Annotated in this window: 20 protein-coding genes and 1 tRNA gene; 6 read left to right on the top strand and 15 right to left on the bottom strand. The window is 72.2% G+C overall.

Translation table 11 applies throughout. The features are described 5' to 3' along the window. Positions 1–94 precede the first annotated feature (94 nt). From C1N81_RS29140 to C1N81_RS29125, 4 genes are all read right to left on the bottom strand, one after another. Positions 95–1447 (bottom strand): Cys-Gln thioester bond-forming surface protein, encoded by a 1353-nt coding sequence (locus tag C1N81_RS29140; RefSeq protein WP_394433995.1) that lies wholly within the window; start codon positions 1445–1447, stop codon positions 95–97. 396 nt (positions 1448–1843) lie between these two features. Then, positions 1844–2314 carry a single-stranded DNA-binding protein gene (locus C1N81_RS29135; protein WP_394433993.1) on the bottom strand — a complete coding sequence of 157 codons (471 nt, stop codon included), beginning with the start codon at positions 2312–2314 and terminating at the stop codon, positions 1844–1846. Positions 2315–2438: 124 nt separating this feature from the next. Then, on the bottom strand, positions 2439–4472 hold the full coding sequence (locus tag C1N81_RS29130) for a GTPase (protein ID WP_394433991.1): 2034 nt from the start codon (positions 4470–4472) through the stop codon (positions 2439–2441). Positions 4473–4480: 8 nt separating this feature from the next. After that, a complete protein-coding gene (locus C1N81_RS29125; protein ID WP_394433989.1) occupies positions 4481–6127 on the bottom strand; it encodes a dynamin family protein in 1647 nt (548 codons plus the stop codon). A 368-nt stretch (positions 6128–6495) separates the two neighbouring features. Between C1N81_RS29125 and C1N81_RS29120 the strand changes: the two genes are divergently transcribed. Next, a tRNA-Arg gene (locus C1N81_RS29120) sits at positions 6496–6568 on the top strand. A gap of 131 nt (positions 6569–6699) precedes the next feature. Here the strand turns inward: C1N81_RS29120 and C1N81_RS29115 are convergent. Beyond that, a complete protein-coding gene (locus C1N81_RS29115) occupies positions 6700–6921 on the bottom strand; it encodes a hypothetical protein (RefSeq protein ID WP_356494882.1) in 222 nt (73 codons plus the stop codon). A 169-nt stretch (positions 6922–7090) separates the two neighbouring features. Here C1N81_RS29115 and C1N81_RS29110 point away from each other — a divergent pair, with 169 nt between their 5' ends. Beyond that, positions 7091–7534: a cytidine deaminase family protein gene (locus C1N81_RS29110; protein ID WP_394433986.1), complete on the top strand. Its 444-nt coding sequence runs from the start codon at positions 7091–7093 to the stop codon at positions 7532–7534. Here the strand turns inward: C1N81_RS29110 and C1N81_RS29105 are convergent. The 3 genes from C1N81_RS29105 to C1N81_RS29095 form a co-directional block, all read right to left on the bottom strand. Beyond that, the gene (locus C1N81_RS29105) at positions 7497–9428 is read right to left on the bottom strand and encodes a GMC oxidoreductase (RefSeq protein WP_394433984.1); all 1932 of its coding nucleotides are present in this window, start codon (positions 9426–9428) and stop codon (positions 7497–7499) included. The genes C1N81_RS29110 and C1N81_RS29105 overlap by 38 nt on opposite strands. Beyond that, entirely contained in the window at positions 9421–11457 is a 2037-nt protein-coding gene (locus C1N81_RS29100; protein ID WP_394433982.1) for an AMP-dependent synthetase/ligase, read from the bottom strand. Before C1N81_RS29100 ends, C1N81_RS29105 begins: the two co-directional genes overlap by 8 nt. A gap of 207 nt (positions 11458–11664) precedes the next feature. Next, positions 11665–12327 carry a TetR/AcrR family transcriptional regulator gene (locus C1N81_RS29095; protein ID WP_394433980.1) on the bottom strand — a complete coding sequence of 221 codons (663 nt, stop codon included), beginning with the start codon at positions 12325–12327 and terminating at the stop codon, positions 11665–11667. Positions 12328–12445: 118 nt separating this feature from the next. Between C1N81_RS29095 and C1N81_RS29090 the strand changes: the two genes are divergently transcribed. Further along, complete coding sequence (locus C1N81_RS29090; RefSeq protein WP_394433978.1) at positions 12446–12913, top strand: SCP2 sterol-binding domain-containing protein; 468 nt, start codon at positions 12446–12448, stop codon at positions 12911–12913. 13 nt (positions 12914–12926) lie between these two features. Beyond that, complete coding sequence (locus tag C1N81_RS29085; protein WP_394433976.1) at positions 12927–14144, top strand: acyl-CoA dehydrogenase family protein; 1218 nt, start codon at positions 12927–12929, stop codon at positions 14142–14144. Positions 14145–14308: 164 nt separating this feature from the next. Here C1N81_RS29085 and C1N81_RS29080 read toward each other — a convergent pair whose 3' ends face one another. The 3 genes from C1N81_RS29080 to C1N81_RS29070 all read right to left on the bottom strand — a co-directional run bounded on the left by C1N81_RS29080 (position 14309) and on the right by C1N81_RS29070 (position 19876). After that, positions 14309–15931, bottom strand: a complete 1623-nt coding sequence (locus tag C1N81_RS29080) for a vWA domain-containing protein (protein WP_394433974.1) — start codon at positions 15929–15931, stop codon at positions 14309–14311. Positions 15932–16223: 292 nt separating this feature from the next. Then, a complete protein-coding gene (locus tag C1N81_RS29075) occupies positions 16224–17126 on the bottom strand; it encodes an ABC transporter permease (RefSeq protein WP_394433972.1) in 903 nt (300 codons plus the stop codon). Further along, positions 17123–19876, bottom strand: coding sequence for an alpha/beta fold hydrolase (locus tag C1N81_RS29070; protein ID WP_394433970.1), 2754 nt, complete (start codon positions 19874–19876; stop codon positions 17123–17125). Before C1N81_RS29070 ends, C1N81_RS29075 begins: the two co-directional genes overlap by 4 nt. Before the next feature lie 117 nt (positions 19877–19993). Here C1N81_RS29070 and C1N81_RS29065 point away from each other — a divergent pair, with 117 nt between their 5' ends. After that, on the top strand, positions 19994–20440 hold the full coding sequence (locus C1N81_RS29065) for a GNAT family N-acetyltransferase (protein WP_394433968.1): 447 nt from the start codon (positions 19994–19996) through the stop codon (positions 20438–20440). A gap of 3 nt (positions 20441–20443) precedes the next feature. Here the strand turns inward: C1N81_RS29065 and C1N81_RS29060 are convergent, their stop codons facing one another. Both C1N81_RS29060 and C1N81_RS29055 read right to left on the bottom strand, forming a co-directional pair. Next, positions 20444–20650 (bottom strand): DUF397 domain-containing protein, encoded by a 207-nt coding sequence (locus tag C1N81_RS29060; RefSeq protein ID WP_394433966.1) that lies wholly within the window; start codon positions 20648–20650, stop codon positions 20444–20446. Further along, positions 20647–21489 carry a helix-turn-helix domain-containing protein gene (locus tag C1N81_RS29055; protein WP_394433964.1) on the bottom strand — a complete coding sequence of 281 codons (843 nt, stop codon included), beginning with the start codon at positions 21487–21489 and terminating at the stop codon, positions 20647–20649. The genes C1N81_RS29060 and C1N81_RS29055 overlap by 4 nt, the downstream gene beginning before the upstream one ends. 593 nt (positions 21490–22082) lie before the next feature. Here C1N81_RS29055 and C1N81_RS29050 point away from each other — a divergent pair. Then, positions 22083–22709: an ATP-binding protein gene (locus C1N81_RS29050; protein WP_394433962.1), complete on the top strand. Its 627-nt coding sequence runs from the start codon at positions 22083–22085 to the stop codon at positions 22707–22709. 96 nt (positions 22710–22805) lie between these two features. On the opposite strand, the gene C1N81_RS29045 is transcribed toward C1N81_RS29050, so the two are convergent. Together C1N81_RS29045 and mmsA are read right to left on the bottom strand one after the other, a co-directional pair. Then, positions 22806–24266: an APC family permease gene (locus C1N81_RS29045; protein WP_394433960.1), complete on the bottom strand. Its 1461-nt coding sequence runs from the start codon at positions 24264–24266 to the stop codon at positions 22806–22808. Positions 24267–24672: 406 nt separating this feature from the next. Then, positions 24673–26181: a CoA-acylating methylmalonate-semialdehyde dehydrogenase gene (mmsA, locus tag C1N81_RS29040; protein WP_394433958.1), complete on the bottom strand. Its 1509-nt coding sequence runs from the start codon at positions 26179–26181 to the stop codon at positions 24673–24675. Between the last annotated feature and the right edge of the window lie 17 nt (positions 26182–26198).

The following is a 26198-nucleotide window of genomic DNA, read 5'->3' as shown; positions in this document are numbered from 1 at the left end:
CGGCAGACAAAAGCGTCCCCGCCCCGCTCATCGGCGGGACGGGGACGCGGGCGCAGCCGCACGGCTGCGTCCAGGCAGTGCGCCTGGCGCCTGACTACTTACCGACGCTCGGCTTCTTCTTGCGGACGAGCACGACGGCGACGCCGCCGAGCAGGACCAGCACGATGGCGACGCCCGCGATCACCGGGGTGGCGTTCGAGCCACCGGTCGCGGCGAGGTCCTGGTCCGAACCGGAACCGCTGCCGGTGCCGCCGACCGAGGCCGGGCTCGGCTGCGTGCCGGTCTGCGGGGTCACTCCCTCGTCGTCACCCTTGGGGGCCGTCTCGGCGGCCGTCTTGCAGTCGAGGACCCCGCGCAGACGCGTCTCGAAGCCGTTGGGCCCCGTGATCGTGAAGTCGTACGCCTGGTCCTCCTTCAGCGGGATCGTGACCGTGCGGGACTCGCCCGCCGGGGTCGTGTACTCGGTGCCCATCAGCGTGTACGTGAAGGGCTCGTCGCCCGTGTTCGTCGCCGTGATGTCCACGCCGCCCTTGGCGCAGTTCTTCTGCGCGGACACCGCGGGCACCGGGCCCGTCTTCGCCCAGTGCGCCGTCGCGGTGGCGGAGACCGTGGACTCGCTGGAGCCCGCCAGGATCTGCGTCTGGCTGCGGCTCTCGGAGGCGAAGGCGCGGCCGACCGGCACGGTCGTCGACGCCTGGACCGTCAGCGCGGCCGAACCCGGCTCCGCGTCCTTCGGCACGTCGAAGTAGACCTGGCTGCCGTCGGCGGCGGTGGTGACCGGCTTGCCGTCCTTGTCGACGACCTTCACACCGTCGGCGCCGACCGAGGCCGACGGCGCGACCGAGACGGACTGCGCGTTGGTGTGCACGGTGACCGGGCCGAGCCGCTCGCCCGGCGCGCCGGACACGGCGTTCGGCGACAGGGTCAGCGACGCGCCCGGCTCGGTCAGCTGGCCGGCGCTCTTCTGCAGGTAGTCGGCGAGCTTCTCGGCGGCGGGGCTCACCGCGTCGACGTCGGCCTTGTCGGAGTAGCGCCAGATGGCGACCTGGGTGCCGGCCGCGGCCTCCTTCTCGGTGAGGCTGCCCGCACCGGCCTTGCTCGCGAGCGCGGCCAGGTCGTTGACCTGCGGGTAGGAGTTCTGCAGGATCCAGCGGATCCGGCCCGCGTCCGCGTTGCCGCTCAGGGACGTGCCGCTCCAGGGCGTCTCCTGGTACTTGGCTTCCGTCTGGGTCGGGTTGTGGATGTCGATGCAGTACGTCTGCAGCGTGCCGCCGCCGTCCACCGTCATCTTGAAGAGGCCGGCGGAGACCTCCTTGTCCTTCCCGCCCTCGTGGATCACGGCGGTCCCGAACGTCTCCAGACCACCCAGCGTGGCGCTCGCGCCGCCCGGCTGCTTGGCGACGTCGTCCGCGTGGGCCGTCCCGGTGGTGGCTATCGCGCCGGTCATCGCGAGACCCGACACCAGGGCCGCCGCTGCGAGGCGAGCGGTGCCTCGGTCACGGCGCCCGGTCCGTGAGAACAGAGAAAACACGTAATCCCCTTCAGGCAGGACGTGATGGCACTGGGGGCGTCCCGCCGACAGAATCGCTGAGTCTGTGGAGCCGCTGGGGCTTCCAAGCTCGTGACGGCCATGCGCTTCTGAGGGCCCGTCAACCTCAGGAATCCCTCGAAGCTCATGGAGCTACGCCCGGCATCCTAAGGAAACGGCTCATCTCGGTGCCCGGAGCTGCGCCCCGGCAACCGATCCGAATCGCAATCGTTATCGCCAATACCGTTCATGAACTGGGCTTATCGACAAATCACCGGAACGCAGCCGTCGATAAGCCACACTTCGGTCACCGCCTCATCCCACCGGCTCCGGCTCCGGCTGGCCCGCCCCCACGTCCGGCTCGATCTCGAACGAGGGCTCCTGCGCGCCCTGTTGCCGGGCGCTCTCCTGTGCCGCAGGCGGGGCACCGCCCCGCGTGCGCCGGAACGCCGAGGTCCCGCGCGACAGGTCGTGCCCCACCGACGTCGCCTGGATGTCCGCCGACGTCCAGTGCTGGCCGCCCCGCTCCTCGTCGCGCACCTTCAACCGGCCCTGCACGATGACCGGTTCGCCGATCGACACCGACCCCTGCACATTCGCCCCGAGCATCCCCTTGGCCCAGACCGTGAAGAAGTTGGTGTGCCCGTCCACCCACGTGTTCTGCACCGCGTCGAACCGGCGCGGGGTCACCGCGAGCCGGAACCGGGCCACCGGCCCCGTCGGCAGTTCCCGGTAGACCGGCGTCGTCGCCACATTTCCCACAACCGTCAGCAGCGTCTCGTTCATCTCGTGCATCCCTCCCCGTCCGCACAGCGGCTCGGGCCTCCCCGTCCGCATCGCGGCCCGGGCCCTTCCCCGAACCGCGATCCCAGACTGCACCCGCACCGCGCACCCCGCTGACGGCTGTGTCCTACCGGCCGGTTGTGGAAAACCCGGCCACTCGTGCGTACTGCTCGCGCACCTCCCGGTACCGCAGCAGCTCGGCCGCCACGGGGTCCAGGACCCGGGCCCGGCCGCAGGCCGCTGCCGCGTCCCGCAGGCGCCTCTCCGCCTCCTGCCCGTACCGGCGCGCCGGGCCCTTCGCCGCGAGGCGGCAGGACCATTCGACGCACGGGCCGCCGACGATCCCGACCAGCACCATCAGCGCGGGCACCCACCAGTTGGACGGCAGCGCGCCGGTCGCCTGCGTCACCAGCCACACCACGCCGAGCACTTGGAGCGCCGTCATCGCCGTCTGGGTGAACACGGCGAGGGGCCACCATCCGGGCCGCGGCGGCCTGCCACCGCCGCCCTGCACCGCGCCGGGGGCTTGCCTGCCGTGCCGGCCGCCGTCCAGCACCACGTCGCTCTCCGGCGTGATCTCGTCCAGCGCCTCCGGCAGCCCGCTCGCGCCCCGCGTCGCGGCCTCCCGTACGGCCAGCCCCCACGCGGTGGGCAGCCCCGTCGCGGCGGCCTCGCCGACGGCGCGCACGGCGTGCTCGACGCGCTGGCGCGCCGTGACCTGCTCCTCGTCGCCGGGCTCGGTGGACGCGGGAACCGCCGACGAGAGGGTGCGCTGCGTCTCGTACCAGCGCCAGAGCCGGAGCCAGGGGGTGCCGCAGGCCCGGTTCGCGGAGCGGGACCAGGCGCGTTCGGCGGCCTGTCCCGCGGCGGCCGCGCCCACCGCGTCGGCGAGCCGGTCGGCGAACTCCTCACGGGCCTCCTCGCTCAGCCCGGTCTGCCGCCCGGCGCCGTACACGGGCCGCAGATTCTCGGCGGCGGCGTCGACGTCGGCGGCGATCCGGCGGGCGGCGGCCTGCCGTTCCGCGGTGAACCGGCCGAGCGCGTGCCGGAGTTCGCCGACGCCTTCGCCGCTCAGGGCCGACAGGGACAGCACGGTGGCGCCGAGTTCACCGTGCTCGCCGAGCGCGACGCCGTCCTCGTCGAGCAGGCGCCGCAGATCGTCGAGGACCTGGTCGGCGGCGTCACCGGGCAGCCGGTCGACCTGGTTGAGGACGACGAACATGACCTCGGCGTGCCCGGCCATGGGCCGCAGGTACCGCTCGTGCAGCATGGCGTCGGCGTACTTCTCCGGGTCGACGACCCAGATGACGGCGTCCACCAGGGCGAGCACCCGGTCGACCTGTTCGCGGTGGGCGGGCGCCGCGGAGTCGTGGTCGGGCAGGTCGACGAGGACGAGCCCGTCCAGGGGCGCCTCCTCCTGCTGCCGTTGCAGGGGGCGGCGCCGGGAGCGGCCAGGGATGCCGAGCCGGTCGAGCAGCCCGGCCGCTCCGTCCGTCCAGCTGCAGGCGATCGGCGCCGAGGTGGTCGGGCGGCGCAGTCCGGTCTCCGAGAGCGGCACCCCGGCGAGGGCGTTGAACAGTGTCGACTTGCCGCTGCCGGTCGCCCCGGCGACGGCGACGACGGTGTGCCTTGCGGAGAGCCGCCGCCGCGCTGCGGCCTCGTCGAGTACGTGCCCTGCCTCGGCCAGCGTCTTCCCGTCGAGCCGGGTGCGCGAGAGGCCGACGAGTTCGCGCAGCGCGTCGAGCCGCTGCGTGAGGTCCTGGTGCAGCTGCCGGTCGGTCAGCGCGTCGGGGCGCGGGGTGAGCCGCGGCGCGGGGGGCGCGGTCGAGGGCGGGGCGGGCTCCGCCGGGGGCGGCGCCATGGTGCGGTGGTGGTCGTAGGCTGCCGGGGCCGTCTCCGGCGCCTGGGCGGGCAGTCCGGCGGCGCGGCGGGCGATGAGGCCGTCGTCCCAGGGGGCGGTGCGTTCGTCCGGTGCGGCGCTGTGCGCGTCTCCCGCGCGCGCGGGGCGTTCGGCGTGGGCCGTGCGCTCCGCCTGGTCGGTCCGACCGGCGCGACGGGCCGCTGGACGCGCGTCGCCGGGGCGGCCCGTGTCGTCGGGACGGTGGCCGGTGTCGTCGGGGTGGGGTCCGGTGTCCTTGGTGTGATCCGTGACGGCGGTCATGCCCTTCCTCACCTCTCCTTCTGCAGCAGCGACAAGGCCGCGATCAGTGCGGCCTGGGGTTCGGGTCCGATGCCGAGGGCGTCCACGGGCGCGAGGCGGCGGTCGCGCTCCGCGTCGAGGACGGTGTCCAGGTACTCGCCGAGCAGCCGTCCGCCGCGGTCCTGGAGGCGCAGGGCGCCCTGCGCGCCGATCCGCTCGGCCAGCGTCTCCCCCGCGGCCCTCGCCCGCCGTCCGCCGAGCAGGGCGGCGGCCACGAGGGCGGCAACGATCTCCGGGTCGGGGGGCGACGCGCCTTGCGCCTCGCCGGCGGCCCGCACCTCGTCCTCGGCGTACTCCTCCAGGACGCGCCGCCAGCGCCGTACGGCCATCCCGATCCGGTGCTCGGCACTGTGCGGCTCCGGGGCGGCGGCGGTGAGTTCGGGGGCGCTGCCGGCCGGTTCGCGTCGCCATGTCTCGTCGATGCGTTCCTCGGCGGCGGTCACCGCGCACAGCAGGAGCGCGCCCAGGCTCTCGACCAGGGCGTCGAGCAGTTCGCCCGCCGAACAGTCCAGCGGGTAGCTCTGCCAGCGCTTCAGGGCGTCGCCGGTCAGCACGGCGCCGCCTTCGAGCCTGGCGCCCACGCGCGCGTGCTCGCTGTCGTAGGCGTCCTCGACGGCGGCGGTGAGCCGGACCGCGGCGGAGTACTGGGCGGCGAGCGCGGCGGCCAGTTCCGGCATCCGGGCGCGCAGCGAGTCGAGCACGCCGCGCGCGGTGCGCGCCATGACGCGGGTACGGGCGTCGCGGTCCTGCGCGCGGTGGCCGAGCCAGGCCCGCAGCGGCGCGACGGCGGTGGAGGGCAGCAGGCCGCCGTTGCCCGTCGATTCGGGCAGCTCGGGCACGGTGAACCGGGGCACGTCGCCGAGGCCGGCCTTGGAGAGCAGGGCGCCGTACTGGCGCGACACCTCGGCGAGGACCTGGTGGGGCACGCGGTCGAGCACGGTGACCAGGGAGGCGTCGTGCTCCTTGGCGGTGCGCAGCAGGTGCCAGGGCACGGCGTCGGCGTACCGGGACGCGGTGGTGACCATCACCCACACGTCCGCGGCGCTGATCAGCCGGGCGGCCAGCGACCGGTTCTCGGCGACGAGCGAGTCGACGTCCGGCGCGTCGAGGAGCGCGAGGCCGCGCGGCAGCGTGTCGGCGGTCTCGATGCGCAGCGCCCGTTCCTCGTCCTCCAGGAGGGGCGTCAGGGGGTCGTCCTCGTCGCCTTCGCACTCGTCCGTCCCGCTGTCCGCCTGGCGGGGGACCCACACGCGCGTGAGGTCGGGCAGGACGCGCATCCCGGCGAACCAGTGGTGGTCGTCGGGGTGGCAGACGAGGACGGGGGTGCGCGTCGTCGGCCGCAGCACTCCCGCCTCGCTCACCACACGCCCGACGAGCGAGTTCACGAGGGTCGACTTGCCGGCTCCGGTGGAGCCGCCGACCACGGCGAGCAGCGGCGCTTCGGGGGCGCGCAGGCGGGGCACCAGATAGTCGTCGAGCTGTGCGAGCAACTCGTCGCGATTGGCACGCGCGCGTGGAGCCCCCGCGAGCGGGAGCGGAAAGCGCGCGGCGGCGACACGGTCGCGCAGCGCGGTAAGTGCGTCGAGCAGCTGAGGCCGTACGTCCAAGGTCACCACATGCGAAGAATGCCCAATTTTGGTGGCTTTCTGAAGCATATGACCACCCCTGCGCGCCGATAACACACCCTTCGGCAGGCACGGGACCCCGAACAAGGTGTCCGATACCGCACAGGAAGCACACAGCGGGACGGAAGGGGAGGCAGGGGGCGCAGGCATAACGAGTGCACAACACCCGGGGCGTGAGACGCCAAAAGCGCTGCAGGATTCGCACCTGCCTGCGATTATCGGGATCGCTTCACTGAACCTCCACATCGTGGCGCGGAGGCGAAGCAACAAGGACGGGGAGTCGGGAGCCCTATCCTTGTCCCCGGCAAGGTCACGGATCACCCACCCCCTCATCCGTCCAAGCCACCGGCCACACACCGGCCCCCGTAGCTCAGTGGATAGAGCAGGCGCCTTCTAAGCGCTTGGCCGCAGGTTCGAGTCCTGCCGGGGGCGCCTCCGATCGGCTCCGCTTCGGCGGGGCCTTTTTGCTGCCCCCATGCGCGCGTGGCCCTCCCGCGCGGGCGCCCGGACATGACGAAGCCCCGGGGGCTTCCCGGGGCTGTCTCGCTCGCTGGGCGCGAGTGTCAGAGTTTGTCCATGTGGGTGTACGGGCTGCTGATGCGGGCCTGGCGGGAGCCGAAGTCGACGAGCATCGCGACGCCGTTCTCGACGCCGATGATCCTTCCCAGGCCGTACCGGTCGTGCGTGACGCGGTCCCCGAGGTCGAAGTGCTTGGGGGGAGCGGCGGACGGAGCGTTGAAGGGGCTTGTCGGCAGGTGGCGCCGCGGCGCGGAGGGCTTCGTCATCGTGCTGCCAGTATGCGCCCCCCGGGCCGCGAAATGTCAGTCGTAAGAAACCAGTAAGGCAACGAAACAGGTCTCGCCGGGAGCGCCCCCTCGACACGTCCCGGATCCTCGCGGGGAAGATGGGGCACCGGCGCGCGCGGGCCGCCGGCCCGGCGATCAGGGGGAGAGCATGACGGCGCAGGTACCAGGCGGCATCCACGACCAGGGCGGCTCCGAAGCCGTCGACCAGGAGCTCATCGACGCCGCCGCCCATGTCGCCCGCACCCACAGCCGCGACGACAACCACACCGTCGCCGCCGCCGCCCGTGCGCGAGACGGCCGGATCGTCACCGGCATGAACGCGTACCACTTCACGGGCGGCCCCTGCGCCGAACTGGTCGTCATCGGCGCCGCCGCCGCCCAGGGCGTGTACGAACTGGACACCATCGTCGCCGTCGGCGACCGCGAGCGGGGCGTCGTCCCGCCGTGCGGACGCTGCCGCCAAGCGCTGCTCGACTACTTCCCCGAGATGCGCGTCATCGTGCGCGGTGACGGTGGACGCGCGCGGGCCGTCCCGGTCAGGGAGCTGCTTCCCTTCACGTACGTGTGGGCCGATCACCAGCTGGAGGAGTGACGGCGCGCCGCAGCTCGCCGAACGCGCCCTTCGGGACCGCGGGAGCCTTCGGAGGCACCGGTTCCAGGCGGCGGTAGGCCGCTCCCTGCGGCGGGCGCGGATCCTCCTCCCCGAGGTTCGGCCAGTACGACATCGCGCGTTCGGCCTGGGCCGTGATGGTCAGGGACGGGTTGACGCCGAGGTTCGCGGAGACGGCCGAACCGTCGACCACCGAGATGCCCGGGTACCCGTACAGCCGGTGGTAGGGGTCGACGACGCCGCGCTCGGGGCTGTCGCCGATGGCGCAGCCGCCGAGGAAGTGGGCGGTGAGGGGCTTGCCGAGGAGTTCGCCGAGGTTCGTGCCCGCGAAGCCGTTCAGGGACTCGGCGATCAGCCCCGCGGCCTGCCAGCCCTCCGGGATGTGGACGGGGTTCGGGCTGCCGTGGCCCTGTTCGGCGGTGAGGCGGCCGCGCCGGGTCAGGCTCGTCGTCAGCGAGTTGTCGTGGGTCTGCATGACGAGCCCGATGATGGTCCGCTCCGACCAGCGGCGCAGGAGGGCGGTCCGGGCGACGAGGACCGGGTGGGAGGCGAAGGCGAGCACGGCGGCGACCGGTTTCGGCAGGTTCTGCCTGTATTGCGGTACGCAGATCAGGGCCATGAGATTGGAGCCCTTGCCGTAACGCACGTTCTCGATGTGGGTCGTGGGGTTCGGGTGGATGGACGACGTGATGGCGATGCCGCGCGTGAAGTCGATGTCCTTGCGGCCCAGGCGACGCGGCCACGTCAGGGCGCCGACCAGCGCCTCCGAGTTGGTACGGGTGAGCACGCCGAGCCGGTCCGAGAGGCGGGGCAGGGTGCCGTCGGCCTTCATGCGGTGCAGGAGGGTCTGGGTGCCGTACGTGCCCGCCGCCAGGACGACGCGGCGGGCACGCAGCACGGTGCGCGGGCCGCGCCGGAGACGGTTCGTGGGGACGGTCGTCACTTCGTAACCGGCCTCCCCAGCGTGCCTGGTCTCGCCCTCGTGGCCGGTCTCCCCCGCGTGCCCGGTCTCCCTCTCGTAGCCGGTCTCCCCCGCGTGCCCGGTCTCCCCCTCGTAGCCGGTCTCCCCCGCGTGCCCGGTCTCCCCCTCGTAACCGGTCTCTCCCGCGTGGTCGTCCGCCTCGCGCACCGACGTCACCGTGGTCATGGCACGTACCTCGGCGCCCGCGCGTTCGGCCAGGTAGAGGTAGTTCTCCGTGAGGGCGTTCTTGGCGCCGACCCGGCAGCCGGTCATGCACGAGCCGCACTCCGTGCACGCGGCACGGGCCGGTCCCGCGCCGCCGAAGTACGGATCGGGAACTTCCTTGCCGGGCTCGGCCGTTGTACTGCCGTCGGCGTCCCGCCCGTCGCCGAAGAACACCCCCACGGGGGTCAGCCGGAAGATGTCCGCCGCACCCATCCGTCCGGCCGCCGCCCGCAGCAGCTCGTCGGCCTCGGTGGTCGTCGGGTTGGTGCGTACGCCGAGCATGCGCCGCGCCTGGTCGTAGTGCGGGGCGAGTTCGGCCTGCCAGTCGGTGATGTCCGCCCACTGGCGGTCCCGGAAGAAGGCCGGTGGCGGGACGTAGAGCGTGTTGGCGTAGTTCAGCGAGCCGCCGCCCACCCCCGCGCCCGCCAGCACCATCACCTTCTTCATCAGGTGGATGCGCTGGATGCCGTACATGCCGAGGCGGGGCGCCCACAGGTACGCGCGCAGTTTCAGGGACGTACGGGGAAGGGTGGCGCGGGTGTGGCGGCGGCCCGCCTCGATGACCGCGACCCGGTAGCCCTTCTCCGTCAGGCGGAGCGCCGAGACGGAGCCGCCGAACCCGGAGCCGATGATGATGACGTCGTAGTCGAAGGCGTCACCGGAGTCTGCGGCAGGGACGGTTTCACGCACCGTACAGCTCCTCGATCTCCCGTTCGTACGCCGCCATGACCGCCTGCCGTTTGATCTTCAGGGACGGGGTCAGCAACCCGTTGTCCTCCGTGAACTCGCCCTCGACCAGCGAGAACTTACGGATGGACTCGGCGCGCGAGACAGCCTCGTTGGCGAAGTCGACGGCCTTCTGCACAGCCGCGATCATGCGCGGGTCGCGGATGACGTCGGACAGCGGGGTGTCGGCGGGCAGCTTGCGCACGCTCAGCCAGTGGGCGACGGACTCCGGTTCGAGGGTGATGAGGGCGGCGACGTAGGAGCGGTTGTCGCCGACGACGATGCACTGGCCGACCGGCGACCGGCTGCGCAGGCGGTCCTCCAGGACGGCGGGCGAGACGTTCTTGCCGCCGCTGGTGACGAGGATGTCCTTCTTGCGGCCGGTGATCGTGAGGTAGCCGTCGTCGTCGAGGGCGCCGAGGTCGCCGGTGCGGAACCAGCCGTCGGCGTCGAGCGCCTCGCCGGTCGCGGCGGTGTTCTGCCAGTACGAGCCGAACACGATCGCCCCCTTGACCAGGACTTCTCCGTCGTCCGCGATGCGGATCGCGGTGCCCGGGACCGGCAGGCCCACGGTGCCGGGGCGGGGCCGCAGCGGCGGGGTGATGGTGGCGGCGGCGGTCGTCTCGGTCAGGCCGTAGCCCTCGTAGACGACGATGCCGGCGGTGTAGAAGAAGAGGTTGAGGCCGCGGTCGAGAGGGGAGCCGCCGCTGATCGCGTAGCGCAGACGGCCGCCGAGCTCCTTGCGGACGCGGCGGTATACGAGGAGGTCGTAGAGGCCGGTGGCGAGGGTGAGCCCGAGCCCGGGGCCCTTCTCGCCCGCCCCCTTCCCGCTCTCCAGGAACTTCGCCAGGCTGCGTTCGCCGAACCGCACCGCGATCCGGTCGGCCCGGTCGAAGGACGCGCCGCGCCCGATCTTCTCCGCCGTGGCCCGCCCCGTGTCGTGGATCTTCTCGAAGAGATACGGCACGCCGACCACGAACGTCGGCCGGAACGAACGCAGTTCGGGCCGCAGTTCGTCCGGCTTGATGCTCGGGCAGTGGCCGAGTTCGATCCGGGCGAGCAGGCAGGCGATCTGGATGGTGCGGCCCAGGATGTGGGCGAGGGGGAGGAAGAGAAGGGTGGAGGCGGTCTGGCCGGTGATCGCCTTGAAGATGGGGTGCAGCAGTTCGACGGTGTTGGCGGCCTCCGCGTGGAGGTTGCCGTGCGTGAGGACGCAGCCCTTGGGGCGGCCGGTGGTGCCGGAGGTGTAACAGATGGTGGCGATGGTGTCGGGGGTGAGGGCGGCGCGGCGCTTGGTGACCTCGTCGTCCGGTATCTCCCGGCCGAGCGCGGCGAGTTCGGCCATCGCGCCGCCCGCGGCCTCGGCGGCCGGGGTGGGCGCGGGGGCCGGGGTGGGCGCGGGGGCCGGGGTGAGCTGCCAGACGCGGGGCCGCTCCGCGTCGGGGAGCGCGGCGAGTCCGGCCTCGGCGGTGACCGCGTTCTCCAGGGTCTCGACGATCAGCAGCCGGGCGCCCGAGTCCCGCACGATCCATTCGATCTGCTCGGGCGAGGAGGTCGCGTAGATCGGCACGGTCTGGCCGCCGGCCGCCCAGATCGCGAAGTCGAGCACCTCCCACTCGTAGCGGGTGCGGGACATCAGGGCGACGCGGCCGCCCGGTTCGAGGCCGGCGGCCAGCAGGCCCTTCGCGGCCGCGGTGACTTCCCGGGCGAACTGCGCCGCGGTGACCGGCCGCCACTCCCCCGCGCCGGGCCCCGTCTGACCCGTCTGACCCGTCTGACCCGTCTTACGCCGGAGGACCACGGCGTCCGGCGCCTCCGTCGCGTTCACGAACGGGATGTCGGCGGGCGTCGAACCGTCCGACGGGGGCGTGGCGAGGGGCGCGGTGCGGGCCTCGCGGACGACGCCCCGTTCGTCCCTGACGAGTTCGGGCTTCGCGCGGTCGGCCAGGTCGCTGCGTTTCCTGGCCCGTTTCAGATCCTTGCGTACGCCCATGACGGCTCCCGGTCGCGCGGCGGCTGGCGGTCGGTGCAGGTGCTGTGCAGGTGCTGGTGCTGGCGGTCGGTGCAGGTACTGGTGCTGGTGCTCGCGCAGGTGGTGGTGCTCGTGCTGGTGCTGGTTCCGCGGCGAGCTGTACTTACTCGGGAGTCAACTTACCCACGCGTAACCAAAAATCAATGGGTCGCGCAAAGATCGCCGCGCTCACTCCTCCGGCAGCCACACCCCGCCGTCGAGGACGTCCCTCATGCCCATCCACACCATGTTCATCAGCCGCAACGCCATGCTTTCCGGCCCCTGACCAGGGTTGCGCTCCATCCAGTCGGTGAGCGAATCGGCCGCGCCGACCAGCGCGTGCGCCACGAAATCGGCGTCCTCCGCGCCGAGCCGGCCGCCCCTGCCGCTGTCCGAGATGCCGTCCCTGACCAGACCCGCGACCTCTGCCATGACCGCGCGCCGCGCCTCCGCGACCGCCCCGGCGATCGTCTCGGTCAGCTCGGAGGCCTGCCGGTGCAGGACGACCCAGCTGTCACGGTGTTCGGCGACGAAGGCGAAGAACGCCGACAGGCCCGCGTAGAGACGCAGTTCGGGCGCGGCGCCCGCACCCCGCGCCGCCTCCTGGAACGCGACGACCAGGCGCTCGGCCTCGCGGCGCAGGCAGGCGAGGAAGAGACCTTCCTTGGATTCCAGGTACAGATAGACCATCGGCTTGGAGATGCCGGCGAGTTCGGCGATCTCGTCGACGGACGCGGCGTGGTAGCCCCGCTTGGCGAAGACCCCTACCGCCACGTCGATGATCTGCTGCTCGCGCACGGGGCGCGGCACACGCTTGCGACGTGCTCCCGTGTTGCCTGGTGTCCCCGTCACTCTTGTCAGCCTACCTACGTAGCCGTAACCTTACCAAGAAGTAATCTTACCCTTCAGTAAGTTGAGTGCGTCAGCACGCAAGGGCAGCCCCGACCCCAGGCAGAACTAGGAGAGTTCCATGAGCGGTGCCGACGACATCGCGGCCCTCGACTTCGCGAGCGTCACGCCCGAGGAGTTCGCGCGGCTCGTGAAAGGCCTGTCGACCAAGGAGATCAACGAGATCGCCCAGGACGCCGCCTTGCGCGCCCGCGTCCTGAAGGAGGTCTTCGGGCGCATGGAACGGCAGTTCAAGCCCGACGTCGCCGGATCGCTCGAGGCGCTCATCCGCTGGAAGGTCACCGGCCAGGGCGACGTGCCCGACGCCGTCTACGAGACGAAGATCAGCGGCGGTACGTGCACGGTGACCGAGGGCCGCTCCGACGCCGAGCCGCGCACCACCCTCGTCATGAGCGACCCCGACTTCCTCAAGCTCGTCTCCGGCAACTCCTCGCCCGTCACCATGTTCATGCTCCGCAAGGTGAAGATCGCGGGCGATGTCGCGCTCGCGGCGGGCCTGACCCGCTACTTCGACATACCGAAGGCATAGGGGCGGCGACGACATGGCTTTCTCTCTGGAACTGGACCAGGACCAGCGCGATCTGCGCGACTGGGTGCACGGGTTCGCCGTCGACGTGGTGCGGCCCGCCGCCGCCGAGTGGGACGAGCGCGAGGAGACGCCCTGGCCCGTGATCCGGGAGGCCGCGAAGATCGGCCTCTACGGGTTCGAGTCCCTGGCCGAACTCTTCGGCGACCCGAGCGGCATCTCGTTGCAGATCGCCAACGAGGAGCTCTTCTGGGGCGACGCGGGCATCGGCATGGCCCTGTTCGGCACCTCCCTGGCCGTCGCCGGGATCTTCTCCTCCGGCACCCCCGACCAGCTGGCCGAATGGGTGCCGCAGTGCTTCGGCGACGCGGACGACCCGAAGGTCGCGGCGTTCTGCGTGTCGGAGCCGCAGGCCGGATCCGACGTGGCGGCGATGCGCACACGGGCCCGCTACGACGAGGCCAAGGACGAATGGGTGCTCAGCGGCCAGAAGGCCTGGATCACCAACGGCGGCATCGCGAACGTGCACGTCGTCGTCGCCTCCGTCGACCCCGGGCTGGGTTCCCGCGGGCAGGCCGCGTTCATCGTGCCGCCCGGGACGCCCGGTCTCGAAGGCGCCAAGAAGATCCGGAAGCTGGGGCTGCGGGCCTCGCACACCGCGGACGTCTTCCTCGACGACGTCCGGGTCCCGGGACACTGCCTCCTCGGCGGAAAGGAGAAGCTCGACGCGCGGCTGGCGCGGGCCCGCGAGGGTTCGAGCGGAGGTGGCCGCGGTCAGGCCGCGATGTCGACCTTCGAGGTCAGCCGGCCGACCGTGGGCGCACAGGCGCTCGGCATCGCGCGCGCCGCATACGAGTACGCCCTCGAATACGCCGGTGACCGGGAGGCGTTCGGCCGCCCGATCATCGAGAACCAGGCGATCGCGTTCGCCCTCGCGGACCTCCGTACGGAGATCGAGGCGTGCCGGCTGCTGATCTGGCAGGCGTCCTGGATGGCCCGCAACGACAAGGTCTTCGACGCCGGGCAGGGCTCGATGTCGAAGCTCCGGGCCGGTGAACTCGCCGTCGCCGCCAGCGAGAAGGCGATCCAGGTCCTCGGCGGCGCCGGATACAGCAGGGAGCATCCGGTCGAGCGGATGTACCGGGACGCGAAGATCTACACCATCTTCGAGGGGACGAGCGAGATCCAGCGGCTCGTCATCGCGCGGGCGATCTCGGGGCGCCAGATCCGCTGAACCGCTGAACCGCTGAACCGCCGAACCGCTGAACCGCTGAACCGCTGTAGCGCCGCCGGGCTGCCGGGTTGCCGGGTTGCCGGGCGGGCCTGCGCCGGAGCGGGCCCGCGTCGCGCCGGGGCGGGGCCGCCCGGCCTCGAGCGCTCCCGCCCCGGCTCGACGCGCTACCCCTCGCTCCGCAACCCGGCCGCCTCCCGTACCGCCTCCCCCAGCGCCCGTACGTCGCTGTCCTCCGTGGTCGTCGTCAACGTCCGGGCGTGGCGCGCCAATGCGGGGAGGTCCGGTTCGCCCGGCCAGCGGTCCGCCGGATCGCTGCCCAGGCGGTGGGCGAGGTACGCGGCGATCGCCGCCACCCGCAGCCGGGGCGGTGTGCCGGTGGACCAGAGGGGGCGGGCCGACAGGGCCGCGGCCGTGATGGTGCCGGAGGTCTCGCGCGGCGCCCGGCTCTCCGGGTCGAGCCAGCGCACCGTCGCCCTGGCCACCCGGCCCTCGGCGCCTTCGCGGAGCTTGACCGCGTAGAGCGCCGTCACCGTGTGGCCGGGGCCGACCTCGCCGCCGTCGACGCGGTCGTCCCGGAAGTCGTCGTCGGCGACGCGGCGGTTGTCGTAGCCGAGGAGCCGGAAGTCGGACACCGCGTCCTCGTCGAAGGTGACCTGCGCCTTCGCGTCCCGCGCGCGCAGCCCGACGTTGGCCGGGAGTTGTCGCACGAAGACCTTGCGGGCGTCGGCGGACGTGGAGACGTAGCTGGTGTGGCCGTCGCCCTTGTCGGCGAGGCGTTCCATGAGCGCGTCGCCGTAGTCACTGCCGACCCCGACCCCGAAGAGGGTGATGCCGTGGTCGCGGCGGGCGTCCGCGATGCGTTCGAGGAGGGCGTCGGCGGAGGTCTCCCCGTTGTTGGCGAGGGCGTCGGACAGGAGCACGACGCGGTTGGTGGCGCCGGGCCGCACGCCCCCGACCGCCGTCGCGTAACCGGTGCGGATGCCCGCCTCCAGGTTGGTGGAGTCGGTGGGTTCGAGGGTGTCGACGGCGTCGTGGACCTCGGCGCGCACCTCGCCGCCGCGCGCCCCGAGCCGGGTCATCGGCAGCACCGTCTCCGCCTCGTCGCTGAAGGTGACCAGGGCGATCGAGTCGTCGGGGCGGAGCTGGTCGGTGAGCGTGGCCAGGGATTCCCTGACCAGGTCGAGGCGGCCTGGCTCTCCCATGGAGCCGGAGATGTCGACGACGAACGTCAGCGCCGCGGGCGCCCGTTCGCCGCTCGTGGGGGCCTGCGCCGTCGCGAGGCCGACCCGCATCAGGCGCCAGCCGCCCCCGCCGCCGCTGTCGTCCCCGTCACCGATGTCGTCCCCGCCGCCGCTGCCGTCCCTGCCGCCGCTGTCGTCCCTGCCGCCGGTGCGGGCGCCGTCCACCGTCACCGAGAAGCCGTTGCCCTCCGGGCGCGGGTAGCCCTGGCGGAAGCTGTTGACGAACTCCTCGGGGCGCACCGACGTGGGGTCCGGCAGCCGCCCCTCGGCGAGGGTGCGGCGCGCGTAACCGTAGGAGGCGGTGTCGACGTCGAGGGCGAAGGTGGAGCGATAGTCCGCGCCGCCGTCCCGTTCGCCGCCGTCGCGGTCGTCGCGGTCGGCGCCGTCCGGCGCCACGGACGCGGCCGGGCCGTTCGCCGATCCGCCCCCGCCCGTGAACCCCTGGCCGCCGCGCGGTGCCCTCTTCTGCGAGGCGTCCGACGCCGTACCGTCCGCACCGCACCCGGTGAGCAACAGCCCCCCGGCGAGGACCGCGGCCACCCACATCCCTCCCCCTCGGCGTGTACCGCTCCGGCCACCTCGCATGATCGCCCTCCCGTTTCTCCCGCGTCCATGTCCTGGAACTGTGACGCGGGAGGCGGGCGGAATGTTCGTCCCGGGCGATTGCGCCTTGGCCTCAAAGGGGTTACGGCGGGCGGCGGTTGTGACCGGTGGGTAATCCTCCGGAGACCCCCGCGCCATCTACGAAGCCATCTACGACGCCACCTGTGACGCTGTCTGCAACGCCCACCTGTGACGCTGTCTGCGACGCCACCTGTGACGCTGCCTGCGACGCCGTCTACGACACCACGTCCTTCCGCGCGAACCCCCGGAACGCCAGCGCGAACAGCACCACCGCGTACGCCACCGACACCGACGCCCCCTGCACCATGCCGCTCCACTCGGGCTGCGCCTGGAACAGGTCGGCCCAGGCGAACTGCCAGTGCGCGGGCAGGAAGTCGCGCCAGTGGCCGAGGGCGGTGACCGCGTCCAGGACATTGCCCACGATGGTCAGGAAGACCGCGCCGCCGACCGCGCCCAGCGGGTTGTCCGTCTTCGTCGACAGCCAGAACGCGAGGCCCGCGGTGACCAGCTGCGACACGAAGATGTACGCGATCACGACGAGCAGCCGCTGCGCCGCCGTCCCGGACGGCAGGGCCCCGCCGGTCGGTATGTCCAGGGGACCCCAGCCGTACGCGACCGCGCCCACGCCGAGTGCGACGACCGGCAGCAGCAGCATCGCGCCGAGGCTCATCCCGAGCGCGACGGCCAGCTTCGACCAGAGCAGGCGGGCGCGCGGCACGGGGGCGGCGAGCAGATAGCGCAGGCTCGACCAGTTCGCCTCGGAGGCCACCGTGTCGCCGCAGAACAGGGCGACGGGGATGACCAGCAGGAAACCGGCGGACACGAACAGGCACGTCGCCGCGAAGTTCGCCGCCGACGCGGTGGCCGTGTCCATCAGCGTCACCCGGCCGTCGCGGCCCTCCGGCTGCCCGCCGATCGCGAACGCGGCGACCAGCACGAACGGCAGCAGCGCGAGCACCGCGCCCATGACGAGGGTGCGTCGCCGCTTCACCTGCCGGGCGAGTTCGACCCGCAGGGGGAGGGTGCGGCCGGGCCGGTAGCCGTCGGCGTGCCCGGCGACGGGCGGGACCTCCGGGGGCGGGGCGGGCGCGGTGGCCCCGGTGCTCGTCCTGCTCATGCGGAGCCTCCGATCAGCGTGAGGAACGCGTCCTCGAGTCGCCGGTGCGGGCCGAGCGCCTTGACGGGCACGTCGAGCCGGACCAGGTCGGCGAGGAGGCGGGCGGCGGGGTCGGTGCCGGGATCACCGGAACCCCCGGGAAGCGGGGGCGCGGGCGCGAGCCGCACCAGCAGCCCCTCCTCCGCGTGGACCACCGACTCCACCCCGTCAAGCGCCGCCACCTTCTCCAGGAGCGGGTCGGAGATGTCGGCGGCGAGGCCCACGAGCACCGTGTCGCCGGAGCCGACGATGTCCTCGACCCGGCCCGCCTCCACGAGCCGGCCGCGGTCCATGACGACGAGGTGCGTGCAGGACTGCTCGACCTCGGCAAGGAGGTGGCTGGAGACGATGACGGTGCGGCCGCCGCGCGCGTACCGGATCATGACCTCGCGCATCTCGCGGATCTGCGGCGGGTCGAGCCCGTTCGTCGGCTCGTCGAGGATCAGCAGGTCCGGCAGGCCGAGCATGGCCTGGGCGATGGCGAGGCGCTGCCGCATGCCCTGCGAGTAGGTGCGGACCGCGCGGGCGAGCGCGTCGCCGAGACCGGCGATCTCCAGCGCCTCGTCCACATGGGCGTCGCCGGGCGGGCGGCCGGTGGCCCGCCAGTACAGCTCCAGGTTCTCCCGGCCCGACAGGTGCGGCAGGAAGCCCGCGCCCTCCACGAAGGCGCCGACCCGGGAGAGGACGGGGGCGCCGGGGCGGATCGCGTGGCCGAAGACCCGGATCTCGCCCTCGTCGGGGCGGATGAGGCCCATGAGCATGCGCAGGGTGGTCGTCTTGCCCGCCCCGTTCGGCCCGAGCAGGCCGAGGACCTGGCCCTTCTCGACGCGGAAGGACAGGTCCCGGACGGCGTACCGGTCCGTCGACTTGGCGTACCGCTTGCTCAAGTCCGTGATCTGGAGCGGCACGTCGGCGAGCGCCGGGTCGGGCGCGGGCGCCGTCGTCCGCCTGCGGGCGGTCAGCAGCAGCGCCGCCGCGACGACGGCCGCGGCGAGCGGCAGCCACCACACCCAGGCGGGCAGCGACGCGGACGCGGTCTCGACGGCGGGCGCCGTCGGCAGGCTCAGCGGACCCTTGACCGAGACCTGGTAGGTCGCGGGCTCGGCCGGGGACGCGTAGCCGAGGTCGGTCGCGGACAGGACGAGGCGCAGCGTGTGCCCCTTCTGCACCTGGTGGTCGACGGCCGGGAGCGTGAAGGTGACGTCCTTGCCCGCGCCGCCCGCGCCCGTCACCCGTACCGGCGCGACCAGTTGGGAGGGCAGCACCTGGCGGGCGCCGCCGGGCCCGGCGTCGTAGACCTTCGCGAAGAGGACGGCGGTGCCGGTGGAGGACTTCACGTGCGCCGTGACCGTGGGCGAGCCGGTGACGCGCACCGACTTCTTCAGCGGCGCCGATGCGAACCGGGCGAACTGCCCCGGGAAGTCCAGCGAGAGCCCGACGCCGAGGGACGACGACAGCTGCGACGCGCTGCCGAGACCCGGTACGGAGGAGATCGACGGCGGGGCGCCGCCCGGCGGGTTCTGGAACGTCTCCGTCGCGGACTTCAGCGGCACGGACACCCGCTGCTCGCCGCGCAGCCCCGGGTACGTGTCGCCGCTCGCGCCGCGCAGGGTGGCCGCGCCGTCCGTGGAGTCGACGCCGCCGGTGCGGGACACGCGGAACGCGGGCCCCGTGTCGACGTCCTCGTCTTTCAGGTACCGGTCGAACCATGACGTCACACGGGCCGCGGTGCGGTCCGACTCCATGGCGCCGCCGTCGTGGCCGCCCGCGATCCAGTCGACGTCGACAGGAGCGCCGTTGGCCTTGATCTGCTTCGCCATCGCGTCGCTGTGGCTCAGCGGGAACAGGGAGTCGGTCTGCCCCTGCGAGATGAGCGTGGGCACCTTGATGCGGTCGCCGACGGCCGACGGGCTGCGCTCCTCAAGGAGCTTGCGCGCCTGCGCGTCCGGCTTCCCGGCGACGGCGACCCGCTGGTACATGTCGCACAGCTCGTCCTCGAAGCGGCCGCAGTGCAGCCCGGCCTCGCTGGTGCGCGCGCCGATGTCCGCGGAGCCCGTGGTGAAGAAGATGCCGGTCCACAGCTTCTTGAAGACACCGTCGGGGAACAGGGCGTCCGCCAGGTTCCAGTAGGTGATGTGCGGGGCTATCGCGTCGACCCTCTTGTCGTACGCGGCCGCGAGCAGCGAGACGGCGCCGCCGTACGACGCGCCCGTGACGCCCACGCGCGGGTCGCCCGCCTTGTCGAGCCGTACCTCGGGCCGGGTCGCCAGCCAGTCGATGAGACGGGACACGTCGGCGACCTCGCCGCGCCTGTCGTTCAGCCCGATCTTGCCCGTGGAGCCGCCGAAGCCGCGCGCGGACCAGGTCAGTACCGCGTACCCGTGCCGGGCCAGCTTCTCCGCCTCGCCCCGCACGTCCTCCTTGCTGCCGCCGAAGCCGTGCGCGAGGAGGACCGCGGGCCGCTTCCCTCTCTCGTCACCGGCCGTGAAGTACGAGGTTTTGATCCGGACGCCGCCGCCCATCGGCATCGTCCGGTCCTGCCGGTGCACGGCCGGTCCGTCCCCGCCATCCGTCGCCGCGGCGACGGACCAGCTCCCGGCCCCGACCAGCACGGCCAGGACCGCCACGACGGCCGCCCACCGCCACGGCCTCCCGCGTACCCGCTCGCGCCATCCGCGCCATCCGCGCCCTGGGCGCCCTCGCAGCTCCATGACACCCACCGTAAGCGCCGCCACTGACAGTCACCGCACCCCCCGGTCGGAACTGGCACCCCTCCTCCGGGAGTACGCGGCGCGACCCGCGTACCGCAGGCGTGGTACGACACCCACATGCCTGTCCCTGCCGAGCCTCCTGTCGAACCCCCTGCCGAGATCCGCCGCGCACGCTCCGTCACCGAACTCCTTGCCGCGGCCCCGCTGTTCGACACCCCGCCCCGCCCGGAGGTGGCCCGCGACTTCCTGACCGCACCGGGCCACCACCTCTACCTGGCCTACGCCGACGCCACCCCCGTCGGCTTCGTCAGCGGCGTCGAGACCGTCCACCCCGACAAGGGCCGCGAGATGTTCCTCTACGAACTCGCGGTGGCCGAGCCGTACCGCCGCCGCGGGATCGCTCGCGCTCTGATCCGTACGCTGGCCGACCTCGCGGCCGAGCTGGGCTGCTACGACATGTGGGTCGCGGTGGACGCGGACAATGACGTGGCGCTGTCGGCGTACCGGAGCGCGGGCGGCACTGATGAGGGGGTGTGCGCGGTGCTCACGTGGGACTTCAGCTGACGATCAGCTCGGCTGGTCGAGCCCGTCGATGAACGCGGAGAAGGAGCGGGCGCTCAGCACCAGGACATCACCGCCCGGGTTCTTCGAATCGCGGACGCCCACCCCCGCCCGCACGCGCACGACCTCGACGCACTCGTTGTCGGCGGCGCTGTAGCTGCTCTTGAACCAGCCGGTGGCCATCGCCTGCTCGAAGACCTGTATCTCGCTCATTCGACGAACTCCCGTCGTGCCGCTGCCAGCAGGTCAAGACTTGCCGAGGTGTCGGCAGCCTGAGATCTGAGGTAGTCAAACATGAGCTTGTAGCTCTGCACCTCCGCGGGGGCGTCCAGGTACAGGCCACGCTTGTGGAGTTCCAGGTACACCACGTTCATGCTGCTGAGCGGGTCGCCCTCGTCCTCGCGGCCGAGGAGAAGGAAGTGGCCGCCCGACCCTGCCGCGTGAGCGCCCGCGTCGAAACGCAACACCTGTACATCCACATTGGGGCGCTGCGCCACAGTGCGGAGATGATCGATCTGCTCGACCATCACGGCTGCGCCTCCCACCGGCCTTCGCAGCACCGCCTCGTCGAGGACGACCCAGAGGTGCAGGGCCGGAGTCCTCTCCAGGATGGCTTGGCGCCTGATGCGGGCATCCACCTTGTCCGCGATCACATCCGGTCCGGTGCGGCTGTCCTGTGCCTCGTGCAGAGCGAGTGCGTAGCCGGGTGTCTGCAGCAGGCCCGGGACCAGGGCATTGGCGAAGACATGCTCGTACGTGGCGACGTCCTCGAACGACATGAGTGGGTCCATCACTTCAGGCACGGCGGGGTGATCCATCCACCAGCCGTTCTCCTGATTGCGGACGAGCTGGACCAGGGTGTCCTGTTCCTCCGGCGTGGCGCCGCACGTGTCGGCCAGGGCGCGGACCGTGGGGACCCTGAGCTTCGCCCGGTCCTGCCAGGTCTCGTACCGGTTCACGGTGCCCACCGAGACGCCGGCGCGTCTGGCCACCTCGGACTGGGTGAGCTCCGCCCTGGAGCGAAGCACCCTGAGTCCGCGTGCGATCTGCATACGTCCGGCGGGCCCCGCCGATCCTCGGACTGTCACTGGTTCGTCTCCAACTGGGCTGAGATAGCGATGCGTTGCCTGTCGCTCGCTCGCGCCGCCTCGCGCTTGAGCCAGGACTGCTTGAGCCAGGACGAGCGTACGCAGCGCATGCGCCGTCACCCCCTCCACGCGGGTCACTCGTTCGGAGGGCGGCACCCCTAGCGACTACCAACCATTGAAATTCAATGGCAGCGTACTCGATGGCCTCCCGGGGGCTGAGCGGACACCGATGGGGTGCGCCGCGGCCCCCGGTAAGAGCCATGGAGGAGTTCCATGCCCTCACGCTCGCCGAGGAACTCGCCGCAGCGTCGTCGCGCCGAGCCCCGCGCCCTGCTTCGCCGGATCGTCGACTGGCTGCACGAGTTCGCGGCACCGTCCGGGCGGCACAGGTCCGGACCGCACAGCCTCGCTCCCGCACCTTCTTTGCTTTCATCCGCCCCGCAAGGGCCGTGTAGCCCGCACCACACCGTCCGCCCCCACCACACCCCCATCGACGGCTCCACCAGCCCTCTCGTGCGCCCCTACCTCCGCGACGACGTTCTTGGAAGGGCGGCGTGATGACGCGCAACCTCATCGAGCGGCACACCGACCGCATCGACGACGTACAACTCGGCCTGGCCGCCCTGCTCTTCGACCGGGTGTGCAGCCGTCTCAGCCATGAACAGCAGGGGCAGGGGCAGGACCCGGTCGTACGGGATCTGGTCACCGCCCTGGGTGACGTGCTGCTGATCGCCAGGTCTCGCGGGACTCGGCTCGACACGGGGCGCACGCCCGACGACGAGGGAGCCGAGCTGCGCACTTTCCCCGGAGACACGTTCGCCTCCGCACAAGACGCGCGCCGCTTCGTACGGGACGTCGCCGTCTCCTGGGCGCTACCGGCGCAGGCGGTGCACGACTTGGAGGTCGTCGCCGGTGAGCTGGCCGGTAATGCCGTGGTCCACGGCGGCGACGATGTCGTGGCCGTCTCGGTCACCCGCCGGACGGGCTTCGTGACGGTATGCGTGACGGATGGTGGGGGCAGGGTCGGCGACCCCGTTCAGCCCGTTGCCGCCCGGGACGACGACGAGTCCGGGCGCGGGCTCGTCATCGTGGAGGCCCTGGCGGAACGGTGGGGGTGGCGGCGTACCGGCCGGGGCGGGCTCGCCGTGTGGGCCCGGGTCGCGGCCGCCGCGCCGAGCCGGTGACGGGGCGCCCGGCCCGTGTCGGCCCGGGTCGCGGCCCCCGCGCCGAGCCGGTGACGGGGCGCCCGGCCCGTCACTCAGGAGACTCGCGAGCCCCGGTCAGGCAGCCGCCTCCTCGTCCTCCGGGATCGAGATCACCCAGCGCTCCTCCGGGCGCGGGCGCAGGTACAGCGCCCAGTACGCCGTCGCCGCCGCGGTGATGCCGCCCGTCCACAGCAGGTACGACACCTCTTGCTGGCTGAGGACGTAGGCGAGGACCACGATCAGGAGGACGGGGACCGCCGGCCACAGGGGCATGCGCCAGGCCGCGCGGTGGCGGTGGGCGCCTCGGCGGGCCAGGAGGGCGGCGATCGCGACCAGGATGTACATGCCGGTCACCGAGACGCCGGTCACGCCGTACAGGGTGTCGAGGTTGACGAAGCAGAGGGCCGCGCCGGGGACGCCGACGACCAGCGTCGCGACCCACGGGGAGCCGAAGCGGCCGAGCCGGGCGAGGCCGCGGTTGACCGGGCCCGGCCACGCCTTGTCGCGGGCCGAGGCGAACAGGACGCGGGAGTTCTGGATGACCATGACGATGCCCGCGTTGATGATCGCGAGGGCGACGCAGAGGGAGACGAACGTGCCGACAGCGGAGTTCGACCATGCCTCGACCATGGCGCCGATGTCGCCCGAGGTGAGCGCCGCGAGGTCCGGGGCGCCCATGGTGATCGCCACGACCGGGACGAGGATGATGACCGTGGAGATGGCGAGCGTCGCCAGGACCGTGCGGGAGACGGACGTACGGGGGTTCTCCAGCTCCTCGGAGAGGTAGACGGCCGTCGAGAAGCCCTGGGTGACGAAGAGGGCGATGGCCAGGCCGGAGACGATCAGCATCGCCGTCACCGTGTCGGGGTGGGCGGCCCCTCCGCTGCCCGCCACCTGCATCGAGACCAGGGAGCCCGCGCCGCGTTCGGCGTGGGTGAAGCCCAGGATCGCCACGACCGCCGCCGCTATGACCTCCAGGACCAGGAAGACGCCCGTGATCCACGCGTTGGCGCGCAGGTCCAGGAGGCCCGCCAGGGTCGCCAGGATCATGACCGCCGCGCCCGCCACCGACGGGTCCAGGTGGACGAGCGGGGCCAGGTAGTCGGCCGTGCCCATCGCGATCACCGGCGGGACGATCATCACGACGAGGAGCGAGAGGACGAAGACCAGCCAGCCGGCGAGGCGGCCCGCGAGCGTGGAGACCATGGCGTACTCGCCGCCCGCGCTGGGGATGAGCGTGCCCAGCTCCGAGTAGCAGAACGCCACGCCGATACAGAGCAGCGAGCCGATCGCGATGGTAAGGGCCGTCGCCGTGCCCAGGCTGCCGAAGAGGTCGGGGACCACGACGAAGAGCGTCGAGGCCGGGGTCACGCAGGACAGCGTGAGCAAGGTGCCGCCGACGACGCCGATGGAACGCTTGAGCGCTTGGGGAGAGCCGAGGCCCTGGGCCGCCGCGGCCGGGTCCGGGGACGGATCCGCCGCCGCGGGGGCGTGGGCGGAGGCATCGGCGGTCGGTGGGCGAAGCGTGTCGGTCATCCAGTGGTTCCGATCGGCTCGTGCGGCAGAGGGTTCTCGGGCGGGAGCGCTATCGCCTCCGAGGGCTGGTCGATGGGGGTGTGCATCCGCTCCTGGCGCGTCATCGAACCCCGTGCGTATCCGGAACGTCAACGCCCGTTTTCCTGCGGATTCCGTAGCTGACAGGCCGTCCAACTACCGGCGCATCTTTAGCCGTTCGACTCGGCGGCCGAGTTCACTACACCGAGTGCGCATGATGACCTTGGATTGATAGGTCGCAGCCGCACATTACCTTCGGCGCCCGTTTCATCCTCTACGTACGGGAACCGCAGCGCCGCCTCCGAACTTCGCCGAAAAATAATGCGCCCCGGCCCGCCGGGAGGGATGGCGGACCGGGGCACTCACCCGGACAGAGGGGGCGACGGGCTCAGTGGTTGCGCGGGAAGCCCAGATCGACGCCGGCGGGGGCGTCCGCCGGGTCGGGCCAGCGGGTCGTGACGACCTTGCCGCGTGTGTAGAAGTGCGTGCCGTCGTTGCCGTAGATGTGGTGGTCGCCGAAGAGGCTGTCCTTCCAGCCGCCGAAGGAGTGGTAGCCCACCGGGACCGGGATCGGGACGTTGACTCCGACCATGCCCGCCTCGACCTCCAGCTGGAAGCGGCGCGCGGCGCCGCCGTCCCGGGTGAAGATCGCCGTGCCGTTGCCGTAGGGCGAGTTGTTGATCAGCGCCACGCCCTCGTCGTACGTGTCCACGCGCAGCACGCAGAGGACCGGGCCGAAGATCTCGTCCTGGTACGCCTTGGCCGACGTCGGCACGTTGTCGAGCAGCGAGAGGCCGATCCAGTGGCCGTTCTCGTGACCGTCGACCGTGTAGCCGGTGCCGTCGAGGACGACCTCACAGCCCTCCGCCGCCGCGCCCGTCACGTACGAGGCGACCTTGTCGCGGTGCGCGGCCGTGATGAGCGGGCCCATCTCCGACGACGGGTCGTTGCCCGGACCGATCTTGATCTTCTCGGCGCGGTCCTTGATCTTCGCGACGAGCTCGTCGGCGACCGAACCGACCGCGACCACGGCCGAGATCGCCATGCAGCGCTCGCCCGCCGAGCCGTACGCCGCCGAGACCGCCGCGTCCGCCGCCGCGTCCAGGTCGGCGTCGGGCAGCACCAGCATGTGGTTCTTGGCGCCGCCGAGCGCCTGCACGCGCTTGCCGTTCGCCGAGGCCGTCGTGTGGATGTGGCGGGCGATCGGCGTCGAGCCGACGAAGGAGACCGCCGCGACGTCCGGGTGCTCAAGCAGTCGGTCCACCGCCACCTTGTCGCCGTGGACGACGTTGAAGACGCCGTCCGGGAGGCCCGCCTCGGCGAGCAGCTCCGCGATCTTGATGGAGGCCGACGGGTCCTTCTCCGACGGCTTCAGGACGAACGTGTTGCCGCACGCGATGGCGATCGGGAACATCCACATCGGCACCATCGCCGGGAAGTTGAACGGCGTGATGCCCGCGACGACCCCGACCGGCTGGCGGATCGACGCCACGTCCACCCGGCTCGCCACCTCCGTCGACAGCTCGCCCTTCAGCTGCACGTTGATCCCGCAGGCCAGATCGACGATCTCCAGGCCGCGCGCCACCTCGCCGAGCGCGTCCGAGTGCACCTTGCCGTGCTCGGCCGTGATCAGCTCGGCGACCGCGTCGCGGTTGGCGTCGAGCAGCGCGCGGAACCGGAACAGGATCTCCGTGCGCTTCGCGAGCGACGACGTGCCCCAGCTCGCGAACGCCTCCTTCGCGGCGGCGACCGCGGCGTCCACCTCCTCGACGCTCGCGAAGTCGACGTGCGTCGTGACGGCGCCGGTCGCCGGGTCCGTCACCGGGCCGTGGTTGCCCGAGACGCCCTCGACGGTCTTGCCGCCGATCCAGTGGTGGACGGACTTCGTGTCAGACATGGGCAACTCCTGTTACA

The sequence above is a fragment of the Streptomyces sp. SGAir0957 genome (genome assembly GCF_043523415.1).
The sequence above is the reverse complement of the archived record's forward strand: the minus strand, read 5'-3'. Positions and strand labels throughout refer to the sequence as shown.